The organism is Bartonella sp. AA78NXGY (genome assembly GCF_042197005.1).
Taxonomy (GTDB): Bacteria; Pseudomonadota; Alphaproteobacteria; order Rhizobiales; family Rhizobiaceae; genus Bartonella.
Genome location: NZ_JBHIRI010000003.1, coordinates 43,985 through 61,352, shown reverse-complemented (window position 1 = coordinate 61,352; position 17,368 = coordinate 43,985). Strand labels below are relative to the sequence as shown.

Annotated in this window: 11 protein-coding genes; 1 reads left to right on the top strand and 10 read right to left on the bottom strand. The window is 40.0% G+C overall.

The window, feature by feature from the left end:
* Nucleotides 1-727 precede the first annotated feature (727 nt).
* Together ACFINL_RS02660 and ispG are read right to left on the bottom strand one after the other, a co-directional pair.
* Complete coding sequence (locus tag ACFINL_RS02660) at nt 728-1,879, bottom strand: MFS transporter (protein WP_375621014.1); 1,152 nt, start codon at nt 1,877-1,879, stop codon at nt 728-730.
* A 502-nt stretch (nt 1,880-2,381) separates the two neighbouring features.
* Nucleotides 2,382-3,623, bottom strand: coding sequence for a flavodoxin-dependent (E)-4-hydroxy-3-methylbut-2-enyl-diphosphate synthase (gene ispG, locus ACFINL_RS02655; protein WP_375649823.1), 1,242 nt, complete (start codon nt 3,621-3,623; stop codon nt 2,382-2,384).
* Nucleotides 3,624-4,473: 850 nt separating this feature from the next.
* Between ispG and ACFINL_RS02650 the strand changes: the two genes are divergently transcribed.
* Nucleotides 4,474-4,758: a hypothetical protein gene (locus ACFINL_RS02650; protein WP_375611728.1), complete on the top strand. Its 285-nt coding sequence runs from the start codon at nt 4,474-4,476 to the stop codon at nt 4,756-4,758.
* A gap of 469 nt (nt 4,759-5,227) precedes the next feature.
* Here ACFINL_RS02650 and ACFINL_RS02645 read toward each other — a convergent pair whose 3' ends face one another.
* From ACFINL_RS02645 to ACFINL_RS02610, 8 genes are all read right to left on the bottom strand, one after another.
* On the bottom strand, nt 5,228-6,235 hold the full coding sequence (locus ACFINL_RS02645; protein WP_375611727.1) for an HlyD family secretion protein: 1,008 nt from the start codon (nt 6,233-6,235) through the stop codon (nt 5,228-5,230).
* A gap of 30 nt (nt 6,236-6,265) precedes the next feature.
* Nucleotides 6,266-7,894, bottom strand: a complete 1,629-nt coding sequence (locus tag ACFINL_RS02640) for an MFS transporter (RefSeq protein ID WP_375638260.1) — start codon at nt 7,892-7,894, stop codon at nt 6,266-6,268.
* Nucleotides 7,895-7,917: 23 nt separating this feature from the next.
* Nucleotides 7,918-8,334 (bottom strand): ATP synthase F1 subunit epsilon, encoded by a 417-nt coding sequence (gene atpC / locus ACFINL_RS02635; RefSeq protein ID WP_375611725.1) that lies wholly within the window; start codon nt 8,332-8,334, stop codon nt 7,918-7,920.
* 108 nt (nt 8,335-8,442) lie between these two features.
* A complete protein-coding gene (gene atpD, locus ACFINL_RS02630; protein WP_375611724.1) occupies nt 8,443-10,068 on the bottom strand; it encodes a F0F1 ATP synthase subunit beta in 1,626 nt (541 codons plus the stop codon).
* Between the two features lie 19 nt (nt 10,069-10,087).
* Nucleotides 10,088-10,999: a F0F1 ATP synthase subunit gamma gene (locus tag ACFINL_RS02625; RefSeq protein WP_375611723.1), complete on the bottom strand. Its 912-nt coding sequence runs from the start codon at nt 10,997-10,999 to the stop codon at nt 10,088-10,090.
* A 20-nt stretch (nt 11,000-11,019) separates the two neighbouring features.
* Nucleotides 11,020-12,555 carry a F0F1 ATP synthase subunit alpha gene (atpA, locus tag ACFINL_RS02620; RefSeq protein WP_375611722.1) on the bottom strand — a complete coding sequence of 512 codons (1,536 nt, stop codon included), beginning with the start codon at nt 12,553-12,555 and terminating at the stop codon, nt 11,020-11,022.
* Entirely contained in the window at nt 12,555-13,136 is a 582-nt protein-coding gene (gene atpH / locus ACFINL_RS02615) for an ATP synthase F1 subunit delta (protein WP_375611721.1), read from the bottom strand. Before atpH ends, atpA begins: the two co-directional genes overlap by 1 nt.
* Nucleotides 13,137-14,155: 1,019 nt before the next feature.
* Nucleotides 14,156-16,351: a primosomal protein N' gene (locus ACFINL_RS02610; RefSeq protein WP_375611720.1), complete on the bottom strand. Its 2,196-nt coding sequence runs from the start codon at nt 16,349-16,351 to the stop codon at nt 14,156-14,158.
* Nucleotides 16,352-17,368: the final 1,017 nt, after the last annotated feature.

The window sequence follows — 17,368 nt, the reverse complement described above, 5'->3', positions numbered from 1 at the left end:
TTGTGGCTTATTTATAGCAAATTGTACTCAACAATATTTCTGTACTTGGTTTTATTCCCTCTCAACGAGGGGAGATATCATTCAAAGTTTCCATAGATAAGTTTATTATCTGGATAAGAGTATTTTCTAACATCAGAAAATACAGAGCTAACGCCACAATCAAAGAGAAAATACTCAAAAATGAGAATGTACAACGTAAAAAAATTATCTCAACAAGATGATTGATATTTTAAAGGAGGCAATGGTAAAATCCGCTAAATATACCAACAATAAAATAGATCATCAAAATATCAAAATCGATCATACGGGAATTCTTATGAGGACAGGCTATAAATTGTCCGACTGCTTAAATTAGCTCTAATGAGATAAAGGGTTACCAGCAAGGAACCAATGAAAATGGGAAAACTGCTCTATCACCATTCCTTAATAAGCATATAATCTGGCACAATCATTTTCTTTATCAGCGTCCACTCTTGTCAGCAACTCTTTGTGCAATATTCATGAGCAGCATTTTCATTTCTTTTGTAATGATTGTTATGCCACGCCCACTTATAACGTACAAGCAGGTGACTTTGATTGCTTCAACATACATAGATTTTAAATAAGAATAACTGAGACTATTCAGCTTTCTCATTCAACATGCAAAAACAACGATGCGCCTTAATAAATAAAAGCCTTGCCCCACTATGAAACCCTATAAAATACGTATCGTAATAAGTTAATATTTTCACTGAACTTTTTTGAGAGTTCCTTCTAAAAAAAATACCGCCAACAAGTAAATCAATAAATAAATAGCAAAAATATAAACGAGTGAGAAAAAGCCAAATATATTGACCATATACGCACTCATGTAAAAAAATACCAATAAGCTAAATCTCCCAACGGTTGACAAGAAAGATTCATATGTAGCCCTGAAATGATCACTAATACTATCGTGCAAGATAACTTCTACACGAAGATATGTATACTTAATGAGATAAAAAATCATACAGACTAAAATGACAGCCATTTCTTTTCTTGGTTCAAAGAAAGCGACTGTAGAAATCAGTAAAGCCGAAAGAAACAACAGTAAAATAAAATTCACTCTTTCACTTAGTTTTGTAAAGAGAAAACTAGCCAAGAGCTGAGAGAGCAATATCAATGAAAATGTCACACCAAGATCAAAATAAGTGACATTAATATTATGATCTTTAAATATCCACTGCCAATACTGCGAGAATATATTGAAAAAAATCAATGAAAAATAAAAGCATAAAGAGATATAAGGAACTTTAATAAAAATAGATAACATCTCCTTAGCTTCACAAATGAGAGAATTCGCTTTATTTGGTTTTTTCTCCCCCTTCAAGTCATCAAGAAAAAACAAACCAAATAGTGTTGTCATCAACATTAAAAACGCCGCGATATACCATATATATTGGCTCGAATAATCAGCAAAATATGCCCCGATTAAACTGAATATAAACATGCCGATGTAATTATATTGAGAGCTGGAACCAAGCACTTTTTTAGTGGATGTCAATTTTTCTTTTGCATATTGAACAAGTAAAGCATTATAGGCTCCAGCAATTAATGTCAGCGATAAGGCATTAAAAGTTTCTGCCAAAAGAAAACCATAAAAGCTTGTAGAAAATCCCATGAGAAAGAGCCATGTGGCAGCAAAAGCCGCTGCCAAAACGATCGATATTTTATAACTTTTTCGATCAGCAAAATATCCCAGAGGAATATCGGTAACCATCATAATAAAAGCCTGAAACGACTTAATGACACCTATATCAATAAGCGTTAAGCCTTTTTCAAGCATATAAAAGACAATAAAGGCGCCAGTTAAAATCCTTATACCGTTAAATAAAAAGCCAAACGCTAATATACTTGTCATGCACTCCCCCAATAACGCCAAAAAAGGCACCCGTATACATCATTTTATATCAATATAAAAGCTTACATTTTACGACAAATAGGACTATAATCGCTATAAGGATTTCCAATCCTATCAATTTGATACCCCAAAAAATGCTGGGAAAATGCCTGAAAAATCAATAAACAATGTTCTTTCTATAATTTGATATTTGAAGAATCCGTTAAATATTTTACTGTCTCAAGAGCAGCCAAAAAACCAGCAACAACATTTACGGATCTATTTAAAGTATTCATATCGTTTTGCTTAATAGTCTTAACACACTCAAACTCATTAATATCCTTCATAAGCTTCTGATTCTAAAACAGGCATATCATCTGGTTTTACCTAAAATAATAAGCAACCAACAACAGTATTGACCATAGCTAAAGCAGCATACAACAGCACCATCTTCACATTGAAGACAGCTTGTTTAAAAAAAAACGACACACCCTTTTTACTTCAACCTTATGCGATTTTTACCTCAACCTTGCCCAAAGCGTGTATGAATATAATCACTCAAAAGCGCTTCAAATTCTTCAGCAATGTGATCACCCCGTAAAATTTTTACCTTTTGTCCCTCAATAAAAACAGGTGCCGCAGGACTTTCCCCCACTCCAGGCAAAGAGATTCCAATATCCGCATGCTTTGACTCCCCCGGTCCATTGACGATACATCCCATCACAGCAACCTTCAAGCTTTCAACGCCAGGGTATTTTTCACGCCAAACAGGCATATTTTTGTATAAATCTGCTTCAATTTTTTGTGCCAATTGTTGAAAGACCGTTGAGGTTGTGCGCCCACAACCAGGACAAGCCGCAACAACAGGCAAAAATTGCCGAAACCCCATCACTTGCAAAAGTTCTTGCCCCACCTTTACTTCTCGTGTCCGATCACCACCAGGTTTTGGTGTTAAGGAAATTCGTATCGTATCACCAATCCCTTGCTGTAATAAAATACCCAAAGCCACCGAAGAAGCAACAATGCCCTTTGTTCCCATCCCAGCTTCCGTTAATCCCAAATGAAGAGCATAATCACAACGCGCCGCCAAGGTGGTATAAACAGCAATAAGATCTTGGACATCACTCACTTTAGCAGAAAGAATAATTTTATCACGCCCCAATCCTAACTCTTCTGCTAAAGCAGCCGAAAGCAAAGCCGACTGAACAACAGTTTCCCGCATCACTTCAGCAACCGATAAAGGATTTTCTTGCTGTGCATTTTCATTCATAAGCCGTGTTAACAACGCATTATCAAGAGAGCCCCAATTCACGCCAATGCGAATAGGTTTATGATACCGACAAGCAATCTCTATAATTTCTGCAAATTGACGATCTTTTTTTGCGCCAAAACCAACATTTCCAGGATTGATGCGATATTTTGCAAGCGCCTCAGCACACGCAGGATGCTCAGATAAAAGCTTATGACCAATATAATGAAAATCCCCAACCAATGGTACAAAAAATCCTAATCTCTCCAATCGCTCCCGTATTTTTGGTACAGCCGCCGCCGCTTCATCGCGATCAACAGTAATTCGAACCAATTGTGAACCAGCTTGCCAAAGAGCAGCTACTTGAGAAACAGTTGCATCAACATCAGCGGTATCTGTATTAGTCATTGACTGTACAACTATCGGGCTCTGCCCCCCAATAATCACATCACCAACAACAACACCAACAGATCGACGACGCTCAAGTGGTTTAGATAAAAAATAGGTCGTACTCATCAAGTCCTCAAATTTTTAAAACCTGCGCTATCAATCATTATTTACATTGACTTCCTCCGCGCTTCAAAGGACGAAAATTACACCGCCCACCAATCTTAACAGATTGCTCTCAAAAGGTTCTACCTACTAACACTGATGCAATACAATTCATAGGTAGATTCATTCTATAGACGCACCGGATAAGTTCTACTACTTCTGTTCAAGTTTATACTTCTACACTTGGTTGCTTCAAAAAGAAACTGAAACAAAACAGAGACAATACTGTATTTTTAAGTTGCATGCCGATACCTTAATCAACGTCACCACAAAACAATGTTTTACAACACAACAGATAACGCCTATCAAAGCGCAATTTTTAAAAATGCATGAAAGACATCGCCAAATTAATCCAACATATTGATTTATAATAATCTATTTTTTACAAATTTGAATAGCAACCCCAAATATCGTAAGATTTCCTCATTTTAAATCTTCTTAATTGAATCAATCAATACCACTCCCTACAGCCACAAGAGAATAGATAGATAAAAACTCCTTATAAACTATTTCAAGTGCCAAAAGCTATCCCAACACTTTAAACAAACAAAAAAATGAAGACATCGCCCACCATCTTTATGAATGAATCTTACACCATTTTGTAAAAATTTTTACCTTACATCCTTAACAAACACCATCACGAAATGAACTCAAGTACATTAAGAAATGCCTCATTAAACCCAAACTTTTAATTCTCATCTCACCCACGCGCGGCATTATCAATGCAACCTTTCAATGTTCAAGCCGTTATAGCAAAACCCCAAACACCATCCCAACTGTCACACAACAATTTAACACATGAAGGAGTCAATAAATGTGTCTATTTTCACCCCATAGAAAAAATGCTAAAATTAAAAAACGTATAGCACAATTAAAAAGAGAGCTGGTCCCCGTAAATCATTGGAGTTTTCAAAATGATAGCTTTGAAAATATTTCTGAGCTGTTTAACACATGGAAACAAAAAGGCCGTCACGCACTTTATCACCTCAACGAACATGCTACAGAATTAAAGAAAAAAGCGAAAGAAAATCCTAAAAAAACCCTCGCATTAGCAGCAGGAGTCGTTTTAGTAAGCTTCTTACTGATCCGTAAAAATTAATAACACAACCAATAACCTTCCCTTTTAATGCCCGCCTTAAAACGGGCATTTTTATGGTTTACAAAATATAAACTTTACGTCTTCCTCCTAACTTTACGCCCTCACCCAAAAGGATAAGTTTCCCATCCGACCCAGTCTATAATCCAGTTTTTTATCTGGCATCCCCCCTACCCCCATCTTCCAAACATGCGGTGACACCACACCTCAAAGGACAGTGTTGTGCAAAACCACAGGCAAAGCTTCCAATACTCCCCCCCCCTACTAAGTTAGTTCAAAAGAAATGGAAGTGAGTAAAGATGCATGCGCTTTAATATTCTAAGGAACATTATTTTACATCATGACATAAAAGTATAAGAAGCCTAAGAGCTTTAAAACATTTAGTATAGCAAACCAAACGAAATCTTCCAATGTAAACAACCACTTGCTATAAGTAAATGACGCAAAAATTAAACTGAAAAAACCCAAAATTTCATCCTCCAGAATCGACTCGCTGCGAAGTATCTACATAGGTAACCACGGACATGCCAGGAATGAGTTTTTCAATTCCTTCCTGCCCAGGATCTAAAGCAATCCGTACTGAAATACGTTGCGCAATTTTGATAAAATTACCAATTGTCGTATCCGTTTTTAACAATGAAAACTCTGAGCCTGTAGCAGGTGCAAAACGAACCACACGCCCTGTTAACTTTTTGTTGTTCAATGCATCAACAGAAAAAACAACCGGTTGTCCCACACGCATCTGAGAAAGTTGCGTTTCCTTATAATTAGCAATAATCCAAATATCATCAGAAATAACAGAGACCAATTGTGTCCCTGGCATAACATATTGCCCTACCCGCGCTCCAACTAATCCAATATAGCCTGTTCGAGGAGATAAAATCTTTGTGTGATCGAGATTAAGTTTTGCCAACTCAACACTCACCTTCGCTCCCGCAATTTCTGACTGTAAACTTTGCCGTTCAAGATCCAATTGTTTTTGCAATTGGCGTTTTGTTTCGAGAGCTGTCAAGAGTTGTGAAAGAGGACGAGAAACAGAACTTGCCGCATCACCAAAACCTAACTTTTTACTATCTGGAACAACATTGGAAAATGCTCGTGAACGCGCCAATTCCACCTCTGCTGTATTAATTTCGCCCTGCAAAAGCTGTGCTTGTAATTCAATACTTGCCAGTTTTGCATTTTTTGAATCGAGAACAGCCTGTGCCCGTGCAAGCTGCTGCCGAAAAAGAGAATCATCGAGCTCAAAAAGCAGCATTCCCTTTTCAACACGTTGATAATCTTGCACATAAATCCGTGCAATCACCCCAGAGATCTGTGAACTAACCAGAGTAACATTGCCCTTAATAGAAGCATTATCCGTTATTTGAATGTTACTCACAAAAGGAGGAAGCCTCCAAGCCCACAAAATCAGCAAAACACCCGTAATGCCCGATAGGAATGCAACAATCGTAGCTTTTGACCGTAATTTTTTTATCATTTTTTGCACCCCTCTTTCTATGACATTACTCTACTTTTCTAATGCACGCAAAGAGCATGACTTAACAATCATTGTGACAAGAAAAATAACGAATACAACCATTGAAATATAAAAATAAAGCCGAAAAACGTCATCATAAGCAAAAATATTTGCTGTTAACTTAAATTTCTCTATCAACATAGAAGTACCCTGCTCACTTCTCAAGCCATTGGGAACAGAAACACCATAAGAAGGCGAAAATAAAGTATTCATCTCACCAGAAATAAGCGGATCAGTAATAATAATATTTTGTGTTAAGGACTCAAAGTTCTTATGGGCAAAATAAAACTGAAGGCTGCCAAAAAAAGCCGACCCCATCAATCCCCCTGTCACTTGCGTTAGCAAAAAAACAGCAATAAAACTTAAAACGTAACGCGGTCCTCGCTCACCAGCGATCACAAACCCTTTGAAAAGAGCAGGAGGCAAAAAAAGTGCATAACTAAAACTCACCAACCCTTGGCTCAACATCATATCTTGTGGGCGCGTTAAATGGTTTACATGACTATCTAAATAAGCTCCTAACGCCAAACAACCCAAAGACAACAAATAAAAATAATCCTCACGCCCCGCCCGTAAAAAAAAGACACAAACAGCCCCCCCTAACAGAATCCCTAATGTCACCGCAAGATACATGGGCGCCATCTCACGATTGAGCAAACCAAAAAGATTAAAAAACCCTACGGGCAAATTTGACCGCTCCAATAAAAAAACATGAAAAATAAATAAAATAAAAACAGATTGGACCATTTCTTTACTGAAAATCCAACGGAGATCAATCAACGGTTTTTCTCTATTAAGCTCAATAATAATAGCAATAGCCAACGAGAAAATAGCAAGTGCGAGCCCCCAACCAATCCATGGTGCTTCATACCACCAATACAATATGCCAACAGACATGATCACAGCATTTAATCCAAGACCAAGAGCAATCAAACCATAGCTTATCCAATCTAATTTTTGAATAACCTTACTACGCACAACAGGAGTAAGAGGCAAAGTATAGATACAGACCAAGCTGATAAGAACCAACCCCATTTCCAGAGCGGAAAGACTGGAAAAACCACCATTTTCCAGCAAATCAGGAGAAATCAAACGTGATAAAGGTGCCGCTAAAGCCGCATTCATATAATTCAAACTAAGACCAACAGTAAACTTCTTTGCTGGAGCAAAAGCCTCCATCATATAAAGCAGCGCAAGCGAAGCCAAAGGAGCAGCAGCAATCCCAGCAAAAAAGCGAATAATCAATGCAGAACGCAAATCCGTAACAAAGAGCTGCAACACGCAAACCAAAACAAAGCCAAGAATTGATAATTCAGCAAAAGCGCGCAGCCCAAATTGATAGCGGATTTTGATCAACATAATCGCTACACTCACATTTGGCGCCATATAAGCCGCTACCAGCCATGTCGTCTCGGCCAAAGTTGCATGAAAATCACCCGTAAGATGGACAATGTTAGACTGAACAATATTAGCCCCTAAACCATAAGCCCATTGCAAAATAAGAGAAGCAAAAATATAAACAAAGCACTTTGGCAAAGGTCCCGCAAAGACACGACCAGGATGAGGAAAAGGTTTTGCACTCCTTTTAGCAGACACAACCGTACTCTTTTTTCCGCTCATGTCATCTTTTCCTGTATACTCTGCTACGCTTCTATCAACACAGCACCATCAGCTGACAACTGCTGGAAAAAAGCCTCTATTTTATGATTGTCCTCATCACTTGTCCCTCCTTCTAACGTCGCTTGAATCTGCAAAATCTGCTGTTCTAATACATCAAAAGAAAGATTCTCTACAGCCACAACGTGCTCTACCAATAAAGAGCAGCCTGAAAAGGTAATATTTGCAACGCCCCCGCATACAACAAATAATTTTTCACCCACAGAGGTGCGAACACGAACACTGCCCAACACAATACTTGCCACCAATGGCGCATGATGCGCCATAACTGTCAAATAACCTGAGGCTGAAGGAAGAACAACAGACACGACCTGCTCTGAAAACACAATTTTTTCAGGCGATACAAGCTCAAATAAAAAATGCTCTTCTCTATTGTTTTCCACAAAAGTCTCCACAATACCCGATATAAGGACTCTCCGTTTTCTCCAACGACTCGTCCTTTTTAACGAAAAATACCCATGACAGTTTTCTCTTGAATAAGAAGCTTCTTACTAAGAAGCCTCTGCCATGAGACGCTTTCCTTTTTCAAGTGCTTCATCAATCGAACCAACCATATAAAAAGCAGCTTCTGGCAAATCATCATAATCGCCAGCACAAAGCCCCTTAAAGCCTTTGATTGTCTCTTCCAAAGGAACGAGTTTCCCCGGTGAACCAGTAAAGGCTTCCGCAACATGGAAAGGTTGCGAAAGGAAACGTTCAATTTTACGCGCCCGCCCCACCAGCAATTTGTCATCTTCAGAAAGTTCATCCATTCCAAGAATAGCAATAATATCCTGAAGCGCTCTATAACGTTGTAAAATGGTTTGCACTTGACAAGCAACAGTGTAATGCTCTTCCCCCACAATCAATGGATCCAACATACGCGAGAAAGAGTCAAGCGGATCAACCGCTGGATAAATCCCCTTTTCCGCAATAGAGCGCGAAAGAACAGTTGTTGCATCCAAATGAGCAAAAGACGCTGCCGGCGCCGGATCCGTCAAGTCATCTGCCGGAACATAAATTGCCTGAACGGAAGTAATAGAGCCTGTTTTTGTACTAGTAATACGTTCTTGCAACGCCCCCATATCTGTTGCCAAAGTTGGCTGATACCCCACAGCAGAAGGAATACGCCCTAAAAGAGCAGACACCTCAGCTCCTGCTTGCGTGAAACGGAAAATATTATCCACAAAGAAGAGAACATCTTGTCCTTCATCACGGAAACTTTCTGCAATTGTCAATCCTGAAAGAGCCACACGCGCACGCGCTCCTGGTGGTTCATTCATTTGCCCGTAAACAAGGGCACACTTTGACCCTTCCGTTGAACCATTATTCTCTTTTGGATTCACATTCACGCGGCTTTCGATCATTTCATAATAAAGATCATTTCCTTCACGTGTACGTTCTCCCACACCAGCAAATACAGAATAGCCACCATGTGCCTTTGCAATATTGTTTATAAGCTCCATAATGAGAACGGTTTTTCCAACACCAGCACCACCAAACAAGCCAATTTTACCTCCTTTAGAATAAGGGGCTAACAAATCCACGACTTTAATACCGGTGACAAGAATTTCCGAAACAGTCGATTGTTCAACATATTCAGGTGCCTCTTGGTGAATAGAACGTGTTTTGGTTGAAGCGATTGGTCCCACATTATCCACCGGTTCCCCAATCACATTCATAATACGTCCCAACGTTGCTTCTCCTACAGGAACGCTAATTTGTGTGCCTGTATCCACAACCTTTTGGCCCCGCATCAAACCATCAGTCGTATCCATAGCAATCGTACGCACAGTATTTTCACCCAAATGCTGCGCAACTTCTAATACTAAGCGATTACCTAAATTCTCTGTTTCCAAAGCGTTGAGAATATTTGGCAATTCACCTTCAAATTGCACATCAACGACAGCACCAATAATCTGCTTGATTTCACCAACAGCGCCTTTTGCACGCTCTTCTTTTTTTGCGGATGTATCTTTTTTTACAGGTGTATCTTTAGCTGCATCACGCGCAGGTACAGAGGAAGCCTTTACATCCACTTGAGATTTCGAAGCGGCTTTTTTCACGCTGGAACGAGCAGCTGGTTTCTTTTTTTCACCTTTTTCTGTTCCTTTGCTTGAGGTTACTGCTTTTACCATCAATCCTTACCTTCTCCATTTAAAGCGCTTCAGCGCCCGCAATAATTTCGATCAATTCTGTCGTAATCTGTGCTTGACGTTGACGATTATAAGCCACCGTCAATTTACTAATCATTTCACCCGCATTGCGCGATGCATTATCCATAGCTGTCATCTTGGCGCCCATTTCACCAGCAACATTTTCTAGCAAAGCCCGAAAGATTTGCACCGAAAGATTACGTGGTACAAGGGCCTCTAAAAGAGACGCAGCATCAGGTTCATATTCATAAACAATCGATTGTGAACCTTTGTTATGATCGGTTTGCTCCACAATATCTATTGCCCTAACAGTTGCTTTTGGAGCAACCATTGGAATCAAATCCAAAGCTGTTGGACGCTGATTAATTACGGAAACAAATTCAGAATAAAACAGCGTACAAACATCGAAAGCGCCTTCATTGAATAAATCAACAATCCGTTGACTAATCATCACTGCCTCTGCAAAACCAATTCGCTTTACAGCATGCAAATCGATATGGTCAATTATCAAACCTTTGTAATCACGCGATAAAATATCCGCGCCCTTTTTACCCACAGTGATAATTTTTACTATTTTATCAGCCGCCAACAATGCCTTAATCTGTTCACGTGCACGACGAGCAATTTGCACATTAAAAGCACCACACAAACCGCGCTCAGCAGTACACACCACCAAAAGATGCACATCATCGCGCCCCGTACCACGCATAAGAGTAGGCGCATCAACACCATCTACATCAGCAGCAACACTGGTCAAAATATCAGCCATTCTCTTCGCATAAGGGCGTGCAGACTGCGCTGCCTCTTGAGCACGATGCAACCTTGCCGCTGCAACCATTTGCATAGCTTTGGTAATCTTTTGTGTTGCTTTAACCGAAGCGATACGGTCTCTAAGATCTTTTAGTGAAGCCATTCAAGCATTCCATCAATTCATCACGAGAAATTTTTCGCATAAGTATCAAGAACAGTTATCAACTTATCTTTCAGCTCATCTGTTATTTGCTTTTGCTCAGCAATTGCCTTTAAGAGATCTTGATAATCACTACGCAACAGCACTAAAAGTCCCTGCTCAAACCGCGCAACATCAGAAACCGCCAAAGCATCAAGATAGCCATTCACACCCGCAAAAATAACCACCACCTGTTCTTCTGTTTTGAGTGGAGAAAATTGCGGCTGCTTCAACAGCTCTGTCAAACGCGCACCCCGATTTAACAGACGCTGGGTTGACGCATCCAAATCAGAGCCAAACTGCGCAAAAGCTGCCATTTCACGATATTGCGCCAATTCACCTTTAATCGAGCCAGCAACTTGCTTCATTGCCTTAATTTGTGCAGCAGAACCAACACGTGATACAGAAAGACCAACATTTACAGCAGGACGAATTCCTTGATAAAACAAATTAGTCTCTAGAAAAATTTGCCCATCAGTAATCGAAATCACATTTGTAGGAATATAGGCAGAAACATCATTTGCTTGCGTTTCAATAACTGGCAAAGCTGTCAACGACCCAGATCCATTTTCCGCATTCAACTTCGCAGCCCGCTCTAAAAGACGCGAATGCAGATAGAAAACATCTCCCGGATAAGCTTCACGACCTGGAGGACGACGCAATAAAAGAGACATTTGACGATACGCCACCGCCTGTTTTGATAAGTCATCATAACCAATCAAAGCATGTTGCCCATTATCACGGAAATACTCACCCATAGCACACCCAGCAAGAGGTGCAATAAATTGCAGTGGTGCTGGATCAGAAGCGGTCGCTGCAACAATAATAGAATATTCCAGCGCTCCACGTTCTTCTAAAACTTTAACGAATTGTGCCACCGTCGAACGTTTTTGACCGATAGCCACATAAATACAATAAACTTTGTCTTGCTCTCGTCCAGCCCCTGTCTCATGAAAAGGTTTTTGGTTTAAAAATGTATCGAGCAAAATTGCTGTTTTTCCTGTTTGGCGATCACCAATCACCAATTCACGCTGCCCCCGTCCAATAGGGATGAGTGCGTCAATCGCTTTCAATCCGGTCGACATCGGTTCATGGACAGACTGACGCGGAATAATTCCAGGAGCCTTAACATCGACACGACGACGCTCTGTTGCTTTAATGGGCCCCTTCCCATCGATAGGGTTTCCCAACGCATCAACCACACGCCCAAGCAAAGCGGGACCCACAGGAACATCGACGATAGCGCCTAGCCGCTTTACACAATCACCTTCACGAATATCACGATCTGAGCCAAAAATGACCACACCAACATTATCAACTTCCAAATTGAGTGCCATACCACGCACACCGTTTGGAAAGGCGACCATTTCCCCTGCTTGGACATTATCCAAACCATAAACGCGAGCAATACCATCCCCTACAGAGAGAACCCAACCAATTTCTGAAACCTCAGCCTTTTGGTCAAAGTTTTTGATTTGCTCTTTTAGAATTTTTGAAATTTCAGATGGTCTAATATCCATCAGCTGACCTCTTTTTTCAATGCAAGCTTAAGTGAAGACAATTTTGTGAGAAGAGACGTATCAATTTGAGACGATCCCACACGAACGATTAATCCACCAAGAATTGTTGGATCCACAATGATGTGCAGCAAGACTTTTCCTCCAACAACACCTTGCAAAGCCTCACACAACTCTTGTCTTTGTTGAGAACTTAAAGGGCATGCAGAAACAATTTGCGCAGTAACCTGCCTACGAGCGCGTGCAACACAATGCTGGAAAGCACGTAAAATACCAAATACGGCACTAAGCCTACGGTTTGTTGCAATAACGCGTAAAAAATTACCAATGACCTGCCCTGCGTTTTTATCAGCAAATTTGATGTTTGCACAAACAGATTGCATCACCTTAATTTGCTCTTTAACTGAAAAGAATGGACTAAGCACAAAGCGTTTTAAATCCTTATGCTCCAAAACAAGTAAAAGATCCTCTACTGCCTTTTCAACCTTTTCAACGTTTCCGGCTTCTTGAACGCAATCAAAAAGCGCTTGCGCATAGCGTTGATCTACCAACGGCAGCGGTATGAGAGAAAATGAATCCGACACGAAATACCGCCTCTTTCCCTTGAGCGACTCTCTGATAGTTATCAGATGAAATGAAACAGACATTCTCAATCTTAAGAATCTTTTTCTTAAAACCTAGAACAAAAATCACTTGGTTTCTAGCATAGACATAGCCGACTCGCAACACCACAAATCGCTGCTTTTTAAAAATTTTAATAAAATATTCAAAATATTTTTGAAAAGCATTTTTTTTAGATATACAGGATGGCATCACAGTTTTTTTATGCCTCTTTTTGACATTCTCTGAGCGATTTTTTCACTCTCTTTGATTTTTCTTCAAATGCCCTTGCCACCATAATAAAATACTTCTTCTCCCAAAAACACTCCCTTTATCACCACAAGACCTTTAATGAGATGCAGCTGCGATTGAAAAAGTCTATTATTTCAAACTGATAAGAAAGAAAAAATAATGAATATCCTCCTAAAAATTAAAGAAAACATTGCTCTTTTTTCTTCAAATACCCACTCCTTTTAAAAAATTTCACCAAGTAATATTTTCTTGTAAGCACACTCTTTAAATATACAAAACATTGATTTATAATGATAATATATCATTTTTCATACCGGACAAGCTTCAAATATCGACAAATTCTCTCTTTTCAAATTTTTTTATCAAAATCACGCCCTTCATTAAGCCCGCATAGCTTCACTTTATATGGCACTATATTGCACTGATTTAGAAAAAGCATAGATCAATTTGAACGCGAATAGAATTGGGTATTTTGGGTGTACAGCTAAGCATTTTCAGCCCTTATAAAAAGAATCCGCCTATCAAAAGAATACTGTCCCTCATACAAAAAAGAAGTAAAAGCCGAAATGATAGTGCCCTCGAAGAAGAGAGGCGCTTCTGCTGGTTCTATAACAAAGATATTTTTTCCCGTGGCTCTACTTAATGCAATACATGTATCATATTTTGCTGCTTGGATGCTTATTCTGAATAATATAAGAGTTCAAGTAAAGCACCTTAAGCAAAGAGACCTTCACTTTATGCGATACTGGTTTTAGAAAAAACTTTGCGGATCAATATCAATTTGAACCCGAACGGAACTGGGCATTTTGGGTGTACCGCTAAGCATTGCACGTATAAACCCTTGTATATCAAAAGAACGCTGTCCTTGCAGCAAAAGCCGAAAACGATAACGCCCCCGAACCAAAGCCAAAGGCGCTTCTGCTGGTCCCATAACCAAGATATTTTTTTCCCGTGGCGCTGCCTGACGCAATGCGCGCGCATAATGTTCTGCTGCTTGGCGCTGTTGTGCAGACACGATCAAAGAGGCAAGCCGCCCATAGGGAGGCAAATGATAATGCTGACGTGCTGCAATCTCACGTGTGTAAAAATCTTCTGGCTGGCATGCAAGTAAGGCTTTGATGACCGGATGATCTGGTTGATAAGTTTGCAATAATCCTAAACTTTTCAATCCCACACGCCCTGCTCTTCCGGTAACTTGAGAAAGCAGCTGATAGGTACGTTCACTTGCGCGTAAATCGCCATTGGCAAGACCAAGATCAGCATCAATAACGCCAACCAGAGAGAGCTTGGGAAAATGATGTCCTTTAGCGACCAACTGTGTTCCAATAATAATGTCCACATCGCCATTTGCAATGGCTTGTAATTCGCTTCGCAACTTCCCAATCCCTCCTTTGAGATCTGTTGAAAGGATCAATGATCGCGCTTGAGGAAAAAGCATTTGTGTTTCTTCGGCAATTCTTTCCACACCCGGTCCACAAGCCACGAGATGATCTAAGGTTCCGCATTCAGGACAGGCTTCAGGAAGTGGTTCATGATATCCACAATGATGACATTTCAGTTGCCCTTGCGCACGATGTTCTACCAACCAACTTGAACAATCGGTACAATGAAAACGATGTCCGCAAATTCGGCATAAAGTCAAAGGTGCATAACCACGACGATTAAGAAAAAGAAGAGCTTGTTCGCCCTTATCAAGCGTTTGTTTTAAAGCCCTTTCAAGAGCAAAGGAAATAAAGCGCCCCTTTTGCACCCCTCCTTGGCGCATATCAACCACCCGCAACTGTGGAAGTGCAGCTTCTTTAAAACGGGAAGGTAAATGCACCTTTTGATAACGCCCTTTTAAAACATTGGCTTGGCTTTCAATCGACGGTGTGGCTGAAGATAAAATAACAGGAAAATGCTCAAAAGAGCCCCGTGCAACAGCCATATCACGCGCATGATAAAAAATGCGCTCTTCTTGTTTATAAGCGCTATCGTGCTCTTCATCGACAACAATCAAGCCAAGCTCATGAAAGGGAAGAAAAAGTGCTGAACGAGCCCCCGCAACGACACGCACCCGCCCTTCTGCAACTTGCCGCCAGACGCGTTCTCTACGACGTGGCGTCAGATCAGAATGCCATTCTGCTGCCGCAGCGCCAAAGCGTGCATAAAAACGATCTAAAAACTGCTGCGTTAAAGCAATTTCCGGCAATAAAATTAAAACCTGCTTACCTCCTCTGAAGGCTTGAGCGACCGCTTCAAAATAAACTTCCGTCTTTCCTGATCCGGTAACACCATCAAGCAAAAAAACTTGAAACTGAGAAGATAAAACACCTTCCCGCAATAATGTTGCTGCTTCATTTTGCGCTCCCTGCAACTGAGGGGGACAAAAATCAGGATCAGGCATTGCCACAAGATCAGGAGCAGGAACCTTAACATCTTCAAAAATTCCTAGCGCTTTTAAACCTTCAACAACAGAAACCGAAGTTCCAGCCGCATGTGCCAGACCAGAACGTGTCCATATCTTCTCATTACGCACCAATTCCAAAATCCGTGATCGCGCTGGTGTGAGACGTTCTACATTTCCACCACAATATCGCAAACCCAGCATCTGCGCTTCCGGCTCTAAAGCAGCCGGTACCGACAAAACCAATCGTGCTACAAGACCAAAAGGTGCCATTGTATAGCGACTAACAAAACGCAAAAATGTGATCATTTCTGCCTTTAATGGGGGACAATCAAAAACATGAAGCAGAGAGCGTAATTTTTCACGCGCCACAGGAGCAGACTTTTGCCCATCGGCTGTCTGCTCTCCAACGTCCACAACAAAACCGCAAAGCTCACGCCCCATCAACGGAACCCGAACAAAGGAACCAACGTTCACCTCCATAGAAGATGGAACTTTATAACTATAAGCGTGAGCAACAGGAAGAGGAACCAATACGGATACAATCTTTTCCTCTATCATGTTTGAATTCATCTTTTAAACCAATCTACGACCTATTGAACACCAACAGGCCTAAACCTTAATCTTTAAACACTCTTATAAAATTCATTGCAGGATTCAATCCCCCGATTACAACACTTTTCTAACAAAAATTCTTTTTAATACTCATTTCATCACCAAAGTGCCAATAAAAGAACCAATCTCATCGTCTATAATAAAAAACTCTATAGCAAAAAAACCAGCGCCATTCTTCTGTGCAAATAAAGCGCATCACTATTAAGCATTCAACATGCTATCGGTTAAGTGCATCCTTCAACAAAGCGATCCCATAATATGACTTCTTCCCAACGCACACTTTTATTTTTTTACCGCCTCATATCTCAATTTATCTTCAACAAATTGATTTATAAAGATATAATCATCATTTTACCTATTGTAATAAAACCCTCAATACGATGAATTTTTCTCATTTCAACCCCATCGAGGAACATTTGTAAATCCTTATTGATGAAAGAGTATCCCATGATTTTAATTATAGGGAGAATAATATTGCAAATGGAGCCGTTACAATATTCACCTTGGCTTTGTGCCAAAACGTGAAAACACATGTATACATCTTTCAGCTTGATTGAGAATCAAGCAACAATACAAGCAGCACAAAAGCGTATTGTTGAAGAATGGAGAACACAGAATAAATCAATGTAATTGACCATAAAAAACCCTTCATGCGTAAAATTTTACAGGCGTTCTTCAACAGTGTTTTACGACAAAATAAATCCATCCGCTTTCATCAAAAACAAAGTTAAACATACCCCCTAAAAAAGGAAGGTATCTTATGATGCACTCTCAAATATCAAGAGCAATCGCAAATAGGAAATGAGCAAAGTGTTTGATAATGCTAGCTTATTTCCATAAATATAAAAACACCGCTACGCAAAGATGCCAATACGCAAAAATATTGGTACGCAATGAATTCTATGCCTTATCACGAGTAACACTATGAAATGGGTGTGGAAACGATAAATCATATTTCTTTAC

Coding starts and splice junctions, on each gene's coding strand:
- atpD (WP_375611724.1), bottom strand. CDS start 10,068: ATGGTAAAAGCAGTAACCTCAAGCAAAGGAACAGAAAAAGGTGAAAAA.
- ACFINL_RS02650 (WP_375611728.1), top strand. CDS start 4,474: ATGTGTCTATTTTCACCCCATAGAAAAAATGCTAAAATTAAAAAACGT.
- ispG (WP_375649823.1), bottom strand. CDS start 3,623: ATGAGTACGACCTATTTTTTATCTAAACCACTTGAGCGTCGTCGATCT.
- ACFINL_RS02625 (WP_375611723.1), bottom strand. CDS start 10,999: ATGGCTTCACTAAAAGATCTTAGAGACCGTATCGCTTCGGTTAAAGCA.
- ACFINL_RS02660 (WP_375621014.1), bottom strand. CDS start 1,879: ATGACAAGTATATTAGCGTTTGGCTTTTTATTTAACGGTATAAGGATT.
- atpA (WP_375611722.1), bottom strand. CDS start 12,555: ATGGATATTAGACCATCTGAAATTTCAAAAATTCTAAAAGAGCAAATC.
- ACFINL_RS02645 (WP_375611727.1), bottom strand. CDS start 6,235: ATGATAAAAAAATTACGGTCAAAAGCTACGATTGTTGCATTCCTATCG.
- ACFINL_RS02640 (WP_375638260.1), bottom strand. CDS start 7,894: ATGAGCGGAAAAAAGAGTACGGTTGTGTCTGCTAAAAGGAGTGCAAAA.
- ACFINL_RS02610 (WP_375611720.1), bottom strand. CDS start 16,351: ATGATAGAGGAAAAGATTGTATCCGTATTGGTTCCTCTTCCTGTTGCT.